The organism is Rhizobium ruizarguesonis, from assembly GCF_012349115.1.
Taxonomy (GTDB): domain Bacteria; phylum Pseudomonadota; class Alphaproteobacteria; order Rhizobiales; family Rhizobiaceae; genus Rhizobium; species Rhizobium ruizarguesonis.
In genome coordinates, this window is sequence record NZ_PQIG01000068.1 from 103,615 (window position 1) to 118,286 (window position 14,672).

At 57.7% G+C, this 14,672-nt stretch carries 16 protein-coding genes and 1 pseudogene; 10 read left to right on the plus strand and 7 right to left on the minus strand.

The features are described 5' to 3' along the window. Positions 1-43: 43 nt before the first annotated feature. Positions 44-949, minus strand: coding sequence for a hypothetical protein (locus C3Y91_RS11200; protein WP_168575299.1), 906 nt, complete (start codon positions 947-949; stop codon positions 44-46). Positions 950-2,094: 1,145 nt separating this feature from the next. On the opposite strand from C3Y91_RS11200, the gene C3Y91_RS11205 reads away from it, so the two are divergent. After that, positions 2,095-2,553 (plus strand): hypothetical protein, encoded by a 459-nt coding sequence (locus C3Y91_RS11205; protein ID WP_168575300.1) that lies wholly within the window; start codon positions 2,095-2,097, stop codon positions 2,551-2,553. Between the two features lie 28 nt (positions 2,554-2,581). On the opposite strand, the pseudogene C3Y91_RS11210 reads toward C3Y91_RS11205, so the two are convergent. Further along, positions 2,582-2,841: pseudogene (locus C3Y91_RS11210) on the minus strand (beta-L-arabinofuranosidase domain-containing protein); the annotation flags it as partial. Between the two features lie 113 nt (positions 2,842-2,954). Here C3Y91_RS11210 and C3Y91_RS11215 point away from each other — a divergent pair. Both C3Y91_RS11215 and C3Y91_RS11220 read left to right on the plus strand, forming a co-directional pair. Next, positions 2,955-3,917 carry an SMEK domain-containing protein gene (locus tag C3Y91_RS11215; RefSeq protein ID WP_168575301.1) on the plus strand — a complete coding sequence of 321 codons (963 nt, stop codon included), beginning with the start codon at positions 2,955-2,957 and terminating at the stop codon, positions 3,915-3,917. Positions 3,918-4,442: 525 nt separating this feature from the next. Beyond that, positions 4,443-4,796, plus strand: a complete 354-nt coding sequence (locus tag C3Y91_RS11220; protein ID WP_168575302.1) for an RT0821/Lpp0805 family surface protein — start codon at positions 4,443-4,445, stop codon at positions 4,794-4,796. A gap of 181 nt (positions 4,797-4,977) precedes the next feature. On the opposite strand, the gene C3Y91_RS11225 is transcribed toward C3Y91_RS11220, so the two are convergent. Both C3Y91_RS11225 and C3Y91_RS11230 read right to left on the minus strand, forming a co-directional pair. Then, positions 4,978-5,253 (minus strand): hypothetical protein, encoded by a 276-nt coding sequence (locus C3Y91_RS11225; RefSeq protein WP_246780188.1) that lies wholly within the window; start codon positions 5,251-5,253, stop codon positions 4,978-4,980. Next, entirely contained in the window at positions 5,253-5,453 is a 201-nt protein-coding gene (locus C3Y91_RS11230) for a dehydrogenase (RefSeq protein ID WP_246780189.1), read from the minus strand. Before C3Y91_RS11230 ends, C3Y91_RS11225 begins: the two co-directional genes overlap by 1 nt. Positions 5,454-5,652: 199 nt before the next feature. Between C3Y91_RS11230 and C3Y91_RS11235 the strand changes: the two genes are divergently transcribed. The 4 genes from C3Y91_RS11235 (at position 5,653) to C3Y91_RS11250 (ending at position 11,129) form a co-directional block, all read left to right on the plus strand. Beyond that, entirely contained in the window at positions 5,653-6,867 is a 1,215-nt protein-coding gene (locus C3Y91_RS11235; RefSeq protein WP_168575303.1) for a phosphotransferase family protein, read from the plus strand. A gap of 282 nt (positions 6,868-7,149) precedes the next feature. Then, the gene (locus C3Y91_RS11240; RefSeq protein WP_168575304.1) at positions 7,150-8,250 is read left to right on the plus strand and encodes a heparin lyase I family protein; all 1,101 of its coding nucleotides are present in this window, start codon (positions 7,150-7,152) and stop codon (positions 8,248-8,250) included. 45 nt (positions 8,251-8,295) lie between these two features. Further along, the gene (locus C3Y91_RS11245; RefSeq protein ID WP_168575305.1) at positions 8,296-10,005 is read left to right on the plus strand and encodes a phospholipase D-like domain-containing protein; all 1,710 of its coding nucleotides are present in this window, start codon (positions 8,296-8,298) and stop codon (positions 10,003-10,005) included. Between the two features lie 101 nt (positions 10,006-10,106). Beyond that, a complete protein-coding gene (locus C3Y91_RS11250) occupies positions 10,107-11,129 on the plus strand; it encodes a S1/P1 nuclease (protein ID WP_168575306.1) in 1,023 nt (340 codons plus the stop codon). Positions 11,130-11,201: 72 nt separating this feature from the next. Here the strand turns inward: C3Y91_RS11250 and C3Y91_RS11255 are convergent, their stop codons facing one another. Next, positions 11,202-12,278, minus strand: coding sequence for a DUF3616 domain-containing protein (locus C3Y91_RS11255; RefSeq protein WP_168575307.1), 1,077 nt, complete (start codon positions 12,276-12,278; stop codon positions 11,202-11,204). A 681-nt stretch (positions 12,279-12,959) separates the two neighbouring features. Here C3Y91_RS11255 and C3Y91_RS11260 point away from each other — a divergent pair. Continuing rightward, positions 12,960-13,346 (plus strand): hypothetical protein, encoded by a 387-nt coding sequence (locus C3Y91_RS11260; RefSeq protein ID WP_168575308.1) that lies wholly within the window; start codon positions 12,960-12,962, stop codon positions 13,344-13,346. Between the two features lie 286 nt (positions 13,347-13,632). Here the strand turns inward: C3Y91_RS11260 and C3Y91_RS11265 are convergent, their stop codons facing one another. Together C3Y91_RS11265 and C3Y91_RS11270 are read right to left on the minus strand one after the other, a co-directional pair. Beyond that, complete coding sequence (locus C3Y91_RS11265) at positions 13,633-13,869, minus strand: hypothetical protein (protein ID WP_168575309.1); 237 nt, start codon at positions 13,867-13,869, stop codon at positions 13,633-13,635. 117 nt (positions 13,870-13,986) lie between these two features. After that, positions 13,987-14,169 carry a DUF3606 domain-containing protein gene (locus C3Y91_RS11270; protein WP_168575310.1) on the minus strand — a complete coding sequence of 61 codons (183 nt, stop codon included), beginning with the start codon at positions 14,167-14,169 and terminating at the stop codon, positions 13,987-13,989. Between the two features lie 72 nt (positions 14,170-14,241). Between C3Y91_RS11270 and C3Y91_RS11275 the strand changes: the two genes are divergently transcribed. Both C3Y91_RS11275 and C3Y91_RS37850 read left to right on the plus strand, forming a co-directional pair. After that, complete coding sequence (locus C3Y91_RS11275; RefSeq protein ID WP_168575311.1) at positions 14,242-14,445, plus strand: hypothetical protein; 204 nt, start codon at positions 14,242-14,244, stop codon at positions 14,443-14,445. Positions 14,446-14,506: 61 nt separating this feature from the next. After that, a partial coding sequence (locus C3Y91_RS37850; protein ID WP_343227716.1) for a Ku protein occupies positions 14,507-14,672 on the plus strand: 166 nt, incomplete at its 3' end.

The window sequence follows — 14,672 nt, forward strand, 5'->3', positions numbered from 1 at the left end:
GAGCTTGAGTGAACGTTTGTTCCGAGCTGCCGCTTCGGCCATACTACGCCTCCGCATGGGCCATCATTGCCAGAAGGTTCTGTCGGCTACCCAACAGCGGGGGCATGGCAACCCTCGTGAGAGGTCGCGGGTTCTGGGATAGGTCGATCCAGATGTGCCCTTTGGCATGAAGGCAGTTTGCGGCTTCGCGTCCCGTTGGACCACCGCCTAGCACGTCAATCATTTCGCCATAGGTTGCCACTCCGTCACAGCGCTGGAGATATCTCCAGGCAACTTCCGACAACCGTCGCGGGATTTTAGCAGTGTCGTCCATCAGGACGCTGGGCAGGTGCCGGAGATCGAAGGGCCGGAGGTCTTTCATTTCCTCCACCACATGGAAGAAGTAGCCGTGCGCCCGGTAGATTTCGTTCGCACGCTGAAGCTTGGCCTCATAGTCCTTCTTTTCATCTGCCCGCTTCTGTGACCTGGCGATATCTTCCGGATCATTCCCACGGCGGCACAGATCCGCGTACCTCGAGGCCCCCTTCACCTCCAAGACCAATCTGACGAGATCGTCAGCCGCTGCGCGGCGCTGCGGCATCTTCAGAGCAGCGACTGCAAACGGAACACCGTCTTCGAGCTGGCGAACGAACCAGCGTGGCACGAGCACTTCTAGGTCGCTCGTGTACCGCCATTTGCCCCGGCGCCGTAGTCTCGGGAACAGGAGCGTGTGAGGCTGCGCCATATAAGTCAGCACGCTCGTAGACAGGTCTAACAGTTGCATCACCTGAAATTCCGCGTCGGACTCCGCTGGCAGGATATGGTTCGCCACCTTCGCCGAATTGTAGATGTGCGTGGTGTTCCTCTTCCGGCCGTTAGCCCCAAAGCGAATTGGACCTCCGTCCGTGGCGCGGTACATCCAGCAATCATCACCCCAATCGATCCTTACCCTTTCTATGCGCGTATCCATCTCAGCTCCTCAACGATGTTAACGGTTAATCCCTCGACCGCGGCACTAGCGTAAGTTTGGAATTGGCCTAGGGATTGGCTCTGCCTGAGAGACCCGGCCCTCTGCGGCGGAAGCGCCACTGCGTGTGTCAAACCTGCCCCGCCAAGGACGGCCTAGTCTGTTCTAGGCCCTCACTGGTTGGCGGCCCTGTATCGCTTGCGCACACCAGGGGTTCGGTGTCCTTCAATGAACTTTCACAATGCCCCGGCTTGATCCCCTTTTGATGGATCGAAATTGCAGGACACTGCCATGTTCCCTCCTTGCGCAAAGACTGAGTCGAACCTCCGGAGATTCAGAACACCGCACGCGATCATACTAGGGTACGAACTTGAATTTAAACGGAGTCCTAGATGAGCTAATCTTGAACCGATCGACACAAACAAAGGATTCAGTTGACGAGCCGAGGGCTCGCCGCAGTCGGGAACAGCGTCGGCGGCCTCGAATCCTTGAATTCTGTTGCCCGCACGTCAGAAGACGTTTACTGTTTGGGAACCCGCAGCTCGCCCGCTACCGGTTATGCCTTTACAAGGAAGGAAACGTCATCGAAGGCGAGCAACTCAATCTCCTCGATCGTCATCGTCTGCATCGTTAGGCACCTACGCTAGGACGCATGTCTTTTCCCTTCGCCGGGGTTCAAATGAGGGTGCGGTTCCAAGGATTCGTGTGGATGCCCTTGCACCATTCACAGCTTTTGTTCGACGCACTGACCCGAGCCCTCACCTGAGAGTTCAAACGCCCGGGGATCTCCCGGGGATTAGTATTGAGGCAGGCCTGGCAGTAACTCCTTGTCTTTGTTGAGTTCGAGTTCAGAAGCCAATTATGGAGGCACGTGACTTCCGACTGCCGCTGCCCCTTTCAGGAAGCGGGTCACGGAGATCGAGGATGCCGACTCTGATCTACGAACGCTTAGACAAACCAAATCGATCGCGACGAGGGTTCTCAACCCTAGTTTCGAGGTTAGACTGATGTTAAAATTAACTAACTGCTTCGGAACACGACCATAAACACCTACTGCGAAACCGGCGGGCGACTGGTGGGTTCCAACTCGTTGAACTACAGTTAGCGCGATTCTCGTCGCTTGAGAATAGTCTTCTTGGGGTACGAACATGAATATTGGGGTCAGTAAAATGAACCTGGAAAATCCGAGCGAAAATGTCGATCATGGTGTAGTCGAGCGCATCAAGACGGCAATCGAGGCGGAGCAGCGGCAGATCGATGAATGCACGGCAAGGATGAGACGCTATCGAGCAGCTTTAAACGCCCTCACCGGCCCGCAACCCACGTCGCTGCCGCTCAATACAGACGCCCCCGTTGTCGCCCGAAGAGTTCATATGGGCAGCACCGCCCACATGCTGCGCAAGCAGGTCACCCAACTGCTTTTGGAGCAACAAAAACCCCTCTCGCGCGCCGAGATACTTTCTGGCCTCGCTGCAAAAGGGATCACACTGGATGTCAAGGACCCCGGCAAACGGATCAGCAAGGTGATGTGGGATGCCAAAGAGTTCCAGCACCTGCCCACCGGATACTGGTTTGCTGAAACCTCCGATCCGGGAGTTTCAGAGTGATAGCGGAAACATAGTCAGCAGCCAGTGTCATGTCCGGCGGGCAGCAGGGGCAGCGATGCCACACCCTCCGGTGATGCTTGCCCGCGCTCTCGAGCGATTGTCGTGGAAGAAGGTCTTCCTGTCGAGAGCGAGACCCGTGAGTGCTCCATTGTACAGCGCCTGCTCCATCACATCCGCATAGCGGCGGTTCGCACCGCAGCCGAGAATGCGGCTGGCCCAGAACACGGGACCGACCGATGCGCAAGTTTCGGCGTAGGCCGTGTAGTTCGGCAGATCAATGAAGTTAGTGTGAGCGACTGAACCGTCGACCGCGACGCCAATTTTGTTCAGCCGCCATTAACTGCAGGCCCAATCGCGCATTGACGGTCGCGAGCTCAAACCGCACAGCGAGCAAGCCTCTCGTGAAGGACATTGAAGTGAGCATAATTGAACTTGCAGACAGGCTCAGCCTGGCGCTGTCGGTGCATGCGGTTGCGGGATCAAGTCTATCAGCAATCAATCGCACGGATCGAGCCCTCGCAGCCGAGGACATAATCGTTCCGGTGCTGAAAGTCCTCTATGACTGGACAGCGCTGCAAAACCCGAACATCCAAAACCCTTGGACGGAAGGATTCGACCTCATTGACCACGACGCCAAGATTGCGGTGCAGGTGACCCTCGACAAAAGCGTGAAAGCAAAGATCAGGGACTCGCTCGCCGGCTTCGCCTCGTCCCGTCCGAGCGCCGACTACCGCCAACTATATTTCCTCGTTCTACGGACGGGGATGGTGTTGAAGAGGAAGACGTTTGCGGACATCGCCGTTCCTGACGGGATAGATTTCCTTCCGCCGAAGCACGTAATCGAGATCAAGGATCTCGTCGCGAGAACAGGAGCTGTCAAGGATTACGACAGCCTGGAGGCCATGGTGGAAGAGCTGGAGAAAGCAGTCGGCCTCACTAGAGCCCGTGACCGTTACAATATCGATGCGATTGCCGTAGCCAACGACCTGGTTGTGACCTTATCCGCAGGCTTCAGACCTCGCAGCGGAGAAGGCTACGATCGTGGGGCGTGGCGGGAGGCCGCTGGATTGCTCGAGGATTATCAACGAGCTGGGTCGGTGGCCCGCCTCCGTGGAGAGGCAAATGCAGCCTCCAGGAAGTTTGTTGATCACGCCGAGTTGGCAATCGAGCACGTCCGACTCTTCACCGAAAGAGGCAGCCACAACGTGAACGACTTTAGCAATGCCATCACGGCTTGGGCCGGAGTGCGCGACGCACAGTGGGAACTTGCCGGATTCGACGAGCAGGCAACAATAGCTGTTGCGGAAAAGCCAGCCCCACCCCGCGGTCTGTTCGCCACCCTTCGGAAGTGGTTCCAGTCCTGATGTCGGTGCTTAGTCGGTTCCCGACTTCGGCTGGATTGGCCCCTCGATAAATCTTCAATGCTCGCCAATTGCCGTCGCAAGATCTCGGCTCGGCTCCAGGGTACAAACGAACAAAAGAGACCGGGGCGAATTCGGACCGACCTTCCTCATCGTCGTTCAATCACCAGCGCCAGTACATCCGTGGTCGAGAGCAAGGAACGACGCGGCGTTGCGGCCAATGCCCCGACGAATTATTGCGAGTGCGTCGGACTTCGGTCCGATGGAAGACAGCAATCTCTCTGCTAATTTCCGTTCCGCTGAGACTGCAAAACTCAGCACGAAAAGGGTGTCTGCCCCTGATCCGGAGCACCCTTTTCAAACTCGTTTTCAAGAATCCCGGGCCCACGCTCATTGAAGGCCTGTGGGCCACGCACTTTGGGGAACACGTTCGCGCCGTCACCAAGCGACCGCGTCTTCTTCAGACCTCGCCAGAATGTGAACTATTCGTAACTTGAAACACAACAGGCAAAGCGCTTTATCCGAGCGATGAATCCGAAGCACTTCATCTCGGCAATGAGCGTCGCGGCTTTGACGGCATGCTCGCATATCGAGCCGCTTGAGACGCCCCTCGCCCAGTCAGCAATCCAGCACCAGACGCCTTTGACCGATCAAGCGGTGATTGCAGATACAGTCGGTCGCGGTGCTGTCGGTGCAACTGCGCTTGCTTGGGCCAACCCATCGACGGGCAGCGCGGGCGTTATCGAACAGATCGATGCCAGTAACGATGGGCCGGACGGATGTCGCGGTTTTGTAACCAGTCGGCAATCGCTCGATGGCATGACGCGCTTCAACGGCGTAGCTTGCCCGTCTGGGAACAGTTGGAAACTGGGCGGGAAATAGGGTAGCGTTCAACGTCCGGTCTCGCGTCAAGGGCATCTACGCCATGCTCTTCAGATAACGATCAATCGCAGGGGCGCCCCCATGCCCCGGGGAGGCTACTAGCCTGGATCGCATGGGAACCCGATCAAGGACGATCGCTGTTGTATACCGCGACGGCTTCAAGGTCACAACGGTCCCGCTGTCAACAATGATCCAGAGAGTTGCGAAGGGTTGCCGAGATATTCGCTTGGGAAAATGTGACGACGCCTTTTGCCACGATATCCAGCCGGACGATCGCATCGTGTTCGGTACCACTTCCAGGGATGCCAGCTTGCTCGCGCAGATCGCGCACCGTGATCATCGCACGAAGCAACAAGCTCTCGATTTCGCCCGCGGTCAGGCGGTCGACTTCATTCGCCGCCCTTACGAGTTCTGCGACGAACCCCGGGATGCTGCTCGTCTCCGCAGTTATCGTCATCATCCCTCGAATTCAGCGCCGGGCAGCCAACCACGCGTATAGCCCTTGCTGATGCATGCCCGGGCGATTGCAAGCTGTTCGCACAGCCGTTCGCGATCCTTGAGCAGAGCATCGATGGTTGCGCGCGGATCCCCTCCGTGCCAGGCCATAGCTGCGTCGACGGGGTTGGATTCCGGTATCATATGAAGTTCAGCAAGCATGTCGGATCCTCGTCAGTTCAGGAAGAGCATGCTCGGAGACAATGTTGCGGCAGCGAACTGCGTCATGCAACGGAGCGCGGATGCGCGAGCATCGAAAAGCTAGACACCGGAACGAGTCGTAGTAAGGATTCGTTGCCACTACGGCCGGATTGCGCCAACATCATCCCGCTTTTGTGTTCGGGGAGTCGGTAGGGGAACCATGGACGGCGAGAAGCAATTGGAGCCGCCGCCGCGTGTCGCCCGTCTGGTTCTCGTTACGCCAGAGGGTGCCGTGATCGGCCGACTGGCACTGGTCCCGGTCGATCTTCCTTGGTGGCAGGATGCGCAGTCGGTAGTCCTGGCCGTCCGCGAATACCATGGGATCGATGTCACGATCCTGCGGCTGCTGGAGGCAGTTCGCGACCGACCGCACGGCGGTGAAGTCACGTATCTGGCCGAGGTCGCACAGCCCGTTCCGACCGAGGTCTGGGCAGGGCGACTCGAGCCCCACCCGCTGCGCCAAAGCTACGCTGAGCCCGGCGGGCCTGCCGCCGATCTCGCTTGGGCGACCCGCATACTAGCCGCGCATGGCTTGGCGCCCGCCGGGATGCCTGTCCAGATCCGAAGCTGGAATCTATCCAGCATCTGGCGCATTCCTGTCGCCCGCCAAACTGTATGGCTAAAAGTCGTGCCGCCATTCTTCGCGCACGAGCCGCGCGTCATCACAGCATTGGCCGGCCGTCCCGTTCCGGAACTGCTTGGCCACGACGGCGGACGCATGCTGCTCGCAGAAGTCGCTGGCGAGGACATGTACGAGGCCCCGTTGCCGCGACTGCTCCAGATGGTGACCCTGCTAGTTGAACTGCAGTCATCGTGGACTGGCCGCGTTGATCAATTGCGCTCCATGGGACTGCCGGACTGGGGCGGCCCGGCTTTGATCGCCGCGATCGGCCATGTGACGGAGCGGGCAAGCGAAGAGTTGTCTCGGAACGAGCTTGCGCTGCTCCAGCGTTTCGTCAGCGGTCTCGCCAACCGCTTTGCCGCGCTCGAGTCCTGCGGATTACCTGATACGCTGGTCCACGGCGATCTTCATCCCGGCAATTTTCGCGGGACAGAACGAACCCTTACCCTACTTGATTGGGGCGACAGCGGGATCGGCCACCCGATGCTAGACCAGCCGGCATTTCTCGACCGCGTCGCATCCGAGTACGTGGAGACGATCAAGGAGCACTGGGCTCGCGCATGGCTGGCCTGGCTGCCCGGTTGCGAGCCCGCCCGCGCTGCCGGCCTCCTCGCGCCCATTGCCGCGGCCAGGCAGGCCGTGATCTATCGGCGGTTCCTGGACAACATCGAGCCGTCGGAACAGGTCTATCACCGCCACGATCCCGCCGACTGGCTAAGGCGGACGGCGGCATTGCTGAGGGCGGGGAGTTAGAGCGCACATCCGGGTTCGGATCGCGTGAGCTACCGCTGTGAAGGGAAACTCCTCCGGCAGAAATAGTGTCGAGGCCAGAACGTTACTTCGTCCAGACGAGGGATAAGCCCGGACACCGAGGAAGTGATAGAAGGTGTCCTCGAGAGTGCCTGCCACGTCCCCGGAGGCACGATGTTGGCAAAGAGACGGCACTTACACCCGAAAAAAGTCTGTCGCCGCAATATTCAACTTTATAGCGAACGTGCTAGTAATTCTGCATCTCATTAATCTGGGGGGATGCAGATGAGATCAATCCTTTTCGCAGCCATGTTGACATTGGGCGGTGCAGCTTGTGCCGCTGACCTGGACGACCACTTCGACGGGTCGAAGTTGGATGCCTCAAAATGGACGACGCAGCAGGTTCTCTCGCGCCAAATCGAGTTCACGAAGCCGGGTCGTTGCGGGAGCGCTGCCATCGACATCGTCACGAAAGACGGCGACGACGGCCTCGAATGCGAGGACGATTGCCAGAGGGCGGAGCTGCGAACGGTCAAGAAGGCGTGGCCGACATTCGGCGACGAGGTCTGGTACTCGTTCAGCTTCAAGATCACGGGTGACGTCCCATCCGCAGGCAGCGCAAGATCCGTCATCGGACAATGGAAAGGTCCGGGAGACGGCAGCCCAATGATCGCCCAGCGCTTCGACAACGGTGTCTTCCATATCACCGTCCAGGACAACGATGTCCGACGTGTGATCGCCAAGGCAGAGGGGGATCCCGACGCCCTTCTCGCCGCGCAGAACCTTCTTGGAAACCTCGAGTTCAACGAGCAGAACGTGAACGCGATAAAGTCCCTGCAGTCGCTCGACCTGATCAGCAGGAACGCTCCGGAAGTCTCGAAGCAGTTCTTTAGCCAGAATCTCATGCAGGGCATGGGTCCAGGGGCGAAGGATACAGACGCCAAGGCTCTGTCCCAGGCCCTTGGCCTTCCCGACGATGGAGACCTTGTGTCCCAGTTCCGGTCGCTCTCGTTTGTCGCCGAGCCGGAAAAATACATCGGCAAAGCGGATATCGAGATCATTCCGGAAGCGAACCGCCCCCTGCCCGATCCGCGCAAAGGCTGGGTCGACATGATCTACCGGGTGAAGCCCGGCCGTACCGACAACGAATACGGCCCTCGGCGTTCCGGCGAGATCGATATCTGGGCGAACGGAGTGAAGATCGTCTCGGTCAAGGGCAATATCGGGGCGACCTTGAAGAAGAAGGACAACTTCCCTCTGGCCGGGCCATACTTCAAGTTCGGCACCTACAGGCTTCGTATCCCCGGCACATTTCATTTCGAATTCGACGAGTTCTCGCAATCGCCTACGAGAGCGGGCCTCGCACAGCTCTGCGTCACGCACTGATGGCGTCGCCATCTGGTTTATTGATCGCTTCACAGGGAGGCACCGATGGCAGGGGAATTTCAGGTATCAGGTCAGAATGACAAAGCCCTCTTCTCGCTCAAGCTTCACAGAGGCGAAGGTATGCTCCTGTTGGGGATGAACTGGAAAGACGGTTTGCCGCCGTTCAATTTTGTTGGATTCACGATCGACTATAAGGAGCCGGGCAAGAGCGAAGTCTATCCAGTCAAGAACCGGATTGGATTTCCCGATGCTCAAGGGAATGTTCGCCCTGAGACGCTGACTACTCTGCTCTCGCCTATCCAGAAATTCAGATGGGTACACTTCCCGAAAAATCCGGAACTCTCTGGTGAGTTCTCATATCGCGTCCGCCCGGCGTTCATGGACGACGAAGGAAAGCTGACTTACGGAGAAGCGCAGGAAGCGTCCATAGTGCTTGCAAGGGAGACTTACCCCGGACAGTTGAACGTCACGTTCACCCGAGGATTCGTCTCCTCGCAAGCATTCGTGGACAGGTTTTCCAAGGCGGGCCGGATAGATGAGCTGATCCCTAGAGATATCGAAAAGGGATTGTCGTTCGTTCCAACCCATCCTCAGGCAAAAGAGGCCCTGGCGTGGATGGGTTTCGAAGCCCGACACGCCATTCTTGAGACACTAGATCAGGCGATTGCGGATCAAGCGCACGTCAGCGTGGTCGCATACGAACTGAATCAGCCTGATATTCTAACGCGTCTTGAAGCGATCGGGAGCCGCCTGCGCGTGATCATTGACGACAGCGACAAGCACGAGCCTGCAACGTCAGCGGAATCCCAGGCTGCGGAAAGGCTCAAGGCAAGCGCAGGTGCAAATAATGTGAAGCGGCAGAACATGGGTGGTCTGCAGCACAACAAGACAATCGTTGTCGACGGGCCGACCGTGAAAAAGGTCGTGTGCGGCTCCACTAATTTCAGTTGGCGCGGCTTCTTCATTCAATCGAATAATGCGATTGTCCTGTCCGGACAATCTTCGGTCGATCGATACTCATCCGCGTTCAACGAATATTGGCAAACCGATGACGTATCGGTCTTCGGCGCGACGCCGTCAGCAACCTGGGGCGACCTCGGCCTCGCAGGGATTGATGCCAAGGTCGCATTTTCTCCGCATTCCGCGTCGAACGCACTCCTAGCAAGTATCGCCCATGACATCGAAAATGCCACGGAATCCAGCCTGCTTTATTCCCTTGCATTCCTCTACCAGACGCCGGGGCTCGTCCGCGATGCTCTCAGCGCGGTCACCAAGAGGGACGATACGTTCGTCTACGGAATCTCGGACAAGGATGTTGGCGGTATCGACCTTCAGAAGCCTGATGGTGACGTTCGCCCAGTAAGTCCGGCGATGTTGGCCGAACATCTTCCCGAGCCTTTCCATAAGGAGGCTGCTGGCGGTAGCGGTGTGAGGATGCACCATAAGTTCGTCGTCATCGATTTCGACAAGCCGACAGCTCGAGTCTATCTCGGCTCCTATAATTTCTCGGAAGCCGCGGACACTTCTAATGGCGAGAACTTGCTTCTGATCAAGGATAGGCGGGTCACCACGTCCTACGCGATCGAAGCGATATCTATTTTTGACCACTACCACTTCCGGCTTGCGCAGAAGGATGCCGCCACCGCGCACAAGAAGTTGCTTCTCAAGAAGCCTCCTGGCCCGGGCGAAGATCCCTGGTTCGCTGAAGACTACAAGGATCCGGTCAAAATCCGTGACCGTGAAATATTCTCATAGGACATCGGTGATCGGGCTTCTCTGTTGTAGACGTCGTGGACCCGTTCACCAGTGCGCACTCATCAAATATCCATGAATAATCGTTCCCTTGGGAGGCATAGATGCTGCGAACGCTAGTGGTCATTTCTTCGGCAGTGTGGTCAACGGCGGCTTATGCATGGTGGGACGAAGGCCACATGCGCATTGCTGCCATGGCCTACGACCAGATCAACCCGGCCGCCAAGGCCGAGTCCAACCGTCTGGTCAGGCTGAATCCTGACTACCAGCAATGGATTCGCGCCATCCCCAACGCTCCCGACCACCAGCCCGTGGATGTCGACCGTTACACCTTCGTGCGGGCTGCGGCCTGGGCGGATGACATCAAGACATATGCCGCCTACAAGACGGCGAGCGACAAGCCGAAGGACGGTCCCAAGACTGCCCAGGCTGGCCGGAACATCGGCTACAAGGATCTTCTCATTCACGGGTATTGGCACTTCAAGGACATCGGCTTCCGGATCGATGGGAAGCAGCCTCCGGATCCCGATCCCGTGGATGCGGTGACGCAGATCAAGCTGTTCAGCGCCGCCCTTCCCAAATCCTCCGGCATGTCAGACGACATACGTTCCTACGACCTCGTCTGGCTCCTCCATCTAGTCGGCGATGTCCACCAGCCGCTCCACGCGGTAACGCTGTTCGACGACAGGTTCACGAAGATCCATGAAGCCGACCATGAGCCGGATACCGGAGACCGTGGCGGCAACGAGATCAACGTCATTCCGGCGAACGGCACGTCTGTAAATCTGCATGCCTATTGGGATTCCGAGTTCGGCGGATACTCGACCGTATTCGGCGCTTTGTTCGACGGCTTCGATACCAGGACGGTTGATGGCGTCGTCGTATCAACTCCCAAGACCCCTGCCCCACCTGCCGACAAGGCTGCCATTTCTGACCCTGCGGCATGGGCGCAGGAGAGCTTCGAGTTGGCGAAGGCCTACGCCTATGCGGACCCGGTTCTGAAGGGCGAAAAGCCGGAGCTGACACGTGAATACGAAACCAACGCGAGACGCATTTCCGAGCAGCAGGTGTCGCTCGCAGCGGCAAGGCTGGCCAACCTTCTGAATACCGCTTTAGGAGGTCCCTGACGGACCGAGCGGCGGGCGGGAAACGTGCTTTGCGAATAAACACGAATTTCGTGCTGGTTGCTATGGTTCGGGTTAGTCCGCAGACAGGATAGCGTCGACGATCATAGGTCCGCCGTCGCACATTCCGTCGGAGAATATCGCCAGTCGATAAACTTCGCCGGATCCCTCCGCTCGGCTGGTCAAAACCGCCATGCCTTCCGGCTTGACCTCCTTGTCGCATTGCGCCCTCTTCGCTTCCGATAGATCGAGCGGCCCCAGGTCGGTGGTATTCACGGATGCCTTTCGATCAGCCTGCTCGTCGACCTTCCACAACGCGATCGACCAGCCGACATCACGATTGTCGTCGTCAGGGCCGAGAAGAAGAAGGATTCCTCCATCGACCGAGGCCATGTCGCGGATCGCCCTACCGCTCGCCACACGAATACGGAAAGGATCCCTGGCATCGTCCTGAGTGACGAGCGATGGCGATGTGCCCGCCTCGAAGACATAAGCAACAGTTCCGCCTCCGGCCGCTGTTTCGTCTGGCGCCGTCGGCCCCCGCAGACCGAAGTAAAGACGGCCATCGAATGCAGCCATTCCTTCTATGTCGAAACCGCCCTCGTCGGAGCCGAGGCACTTCCCGACCGATCCCCGCAGGTCGTCGCTGAGTACCTTCGTGATGTCGAACCCGTCCTCGAGGTCTTTCAATTTTCCGTTTGACTTACGCAGTGGAAGTCCGGTCGTTGGATCATAGGCGATCCTGACAAGTCGATGGCTTCCTCCGTTTACCTCGCAGGGGTCTCTCTTGTCGGCGTGCGAACCCGAGACATAATAGAAGGCACCGTCGGCTGCGACCGCTTCGGAATCCATTTCACTATCGCCCGGGCCTAGGTCGATCGACTTCTTTCGAACTTCGTATTCGGCTTCGTTGATGGCGATGGTTCTGGCTTCGGCCCCTTCGTCGAAAGCGACAAGGCAGATGTGCTTCCCTTCAACCACGACAGGACATGCAACGCCGCTCAACGATCTGCGGGTTTTCTTTTCCAGGTCGAAGTCGCCAATGGCCAGCAGGGGTCCGACGATGACTTTAATTTCGGCACGAGAGGGCTCAGCCGGCAGCCCTGAAATGCCTAGCACGGCGAAAAAGAGAAGCGCCGAGGATCGTAACATCGTTCTTGCCCGGATCTTGGCGTGGTAAAGTGAAAAATCACAATATCGCGCAACGGTAGAGCTAGAAATCCCCCAGAATGCTTATTCTTCAAGACGAAGTAGCAAAAGCGAATGTGACGTGGGTTGGCTGCAGGCTACAACCTGAAAGCAGTTGTCCTCTAACCGAGCTACCAGGCCGGGTAAGCGCGGAATGTCAGTGAAGAAGAAATCTATCGGGGATTACCCGTTTCAAGGCGCGGATTACTTCCGGTACAACCAAATTGATTATTGCACACTCTGCAAACCATAGTTGTATCCGTCTTCGCGGTGAGATAAATTGCAGCCCATGGAGACTTCTCTTTCGACATGCGGAGAATGTGATGACTCTTTCCCTACAAGCAGTCGAGTCGGTGCCCGATTCCGCGATCCAAGTGCGGCTATTCAGTTTTGCTTCTCGCCACGCAGAGCGCTTCGGTTACCATTTTGGGCCGGGCGCGGAGGGTGATGTGCGCCAAGCGGCAGGCACCGCAGCGTCGGCAATAAACGAGCGCGTCAAGCAGGAGAACATGCCTGAGAAGCGAGAGCTATACTTACGCCAGACCGAGGGCGCTTTCGAATTTTTGGTCGAGCGGATGATCTTCGAAGCTCTAACGAACAAGCAACTCCATCCCGGACCGCCGGGAATAATCGGAGAGCAAACCTTTGAGCGCGCACGAGCGTTGCTATGCCCATGCTGGCCGATTTGCACAGCGTGACGATATGGCACAGACTGGTACCGAATCCGCTTCCGAGACCACGAAGCAGATCGTAGCCCTCTCGACGGGCATGATCGGACTTACAATTACCTTCGCGGAGAAATTCCAAGCTGGCATCGGCCTGTTGAAATTCTCCTGGGTTGCCTTTGGCCTTGCCGCTGCATTGGCGGTTTGGACGCTGATGTCAATCACCGGGGAAGACAACGACGCTACCCTCAAGAACAGGACTCCAGACGCCAATAGACCGAGCATACGCATACCCGCGTTCGCGATGGTCGTGGTCTTCGTAGTAGCAATGGGGCTCGCAATAGCAGCCGGATTTTCGCGCGGTTAGGCTGCACGTTAGTGCGCGGCAATGGTGGAGCTTGGGTCGTATCATCCCAGCCCGAAGTCCATGCGGTGTCGTCCCAACTCTCTCGTGTCGAGAAGGACCAGTCCGCTACCTCGGGTTCTGGCGGTACATCGCTCGGAAAGCGGCGACCAATCCATCCGGTACCGTGTCGCCTGGAGTGAGCTGCTCGGCAATCGATGAAGGGGAATATGTCCACGACTGGAAGAAGACGCGGACGGATCACATGCTGTGCGAATTCGTCGAGTTCAGCCCGATCTGATTTGGCCGGTCAATGCACTGAGCTGGAAGAAGGCGCGTTTACGCGCGTTGCAGCCAGCCCGACGTAAGTGCTGATCAGAACGGTCGCCATCTCCTCTACCGAGCGACAGCCCTCGTTGTAAAGTTCGATGGCGGCATCACACAAAAACGAGGACGCTTGATCGTCCCACTCCACCTCGTAGTACCGATACCATTCACGGATCGCCTTCGACATCAGCAGGTGGTCTTCCTGTGTGCATTTGGACATGCGTTACCCCAGACATGGAGGCGGCAGGTCTGCGTGGCTATGACTGCTTCGTTACAGGAAAGACAGGATCCACGGGGACCTGCCTCGTCCGTGGACAGGGCAACGCCGCTCGGCCGCCTAACGGCGACCAATCTCGGCCTCGACCTTCTTCCGTGAGTTTCCAGCGCTCTTCACGGCCTTCTTGACAGCATCTTTCGAGACGCCCTCTTTCTTTGCTTCGTAGTTGACCTCGTGATCCTGGCCGCCGGCCACGCGGGCTCGATCCTGTGCACGGCCTCGGGATGTCGGTGTCTGTGCCATCGGGCTTCTCCTTCGAATGAACGTCCGCAGTAGAAACCCATAACGATTCCGGTGGTTCCCGGAAGATAGTGGATGATGATGCTGCGCTTGAAGCGGCTGCGGAATTCCCTAAGCGAGGTGCCCGGCATGGTGCTGGAGGAAGGCGGTTGTTGTGACTCTCGAACTAAACAATCTCCAGCGCTTTCCACCACTGTCGGGCGCAATTCGACCAGCGGAGACGGCGGAATCAATTTGGGAGAGAAATTCCGTAAAGTATTGAAAAATGATTCGTTTTGAGTCGGAACGAATCACCCTGACACGTCTTTGAGTCGCGGATTAATGATTCGGAGTATTTATCATGCCGTCAGGACAGCGTGCGCAGTGGAAAGGCTTTCTGAAGTTCGGCGAGGTAAGCTGCGGCGTCGCTCTCTATACGGCAGCCTCGACTAGCGAGCGCATCACCTTCAATACCATCAACAAGGCCACGGGCAACCGCGTCAACCGCATCTTCATAGACAGCGAGA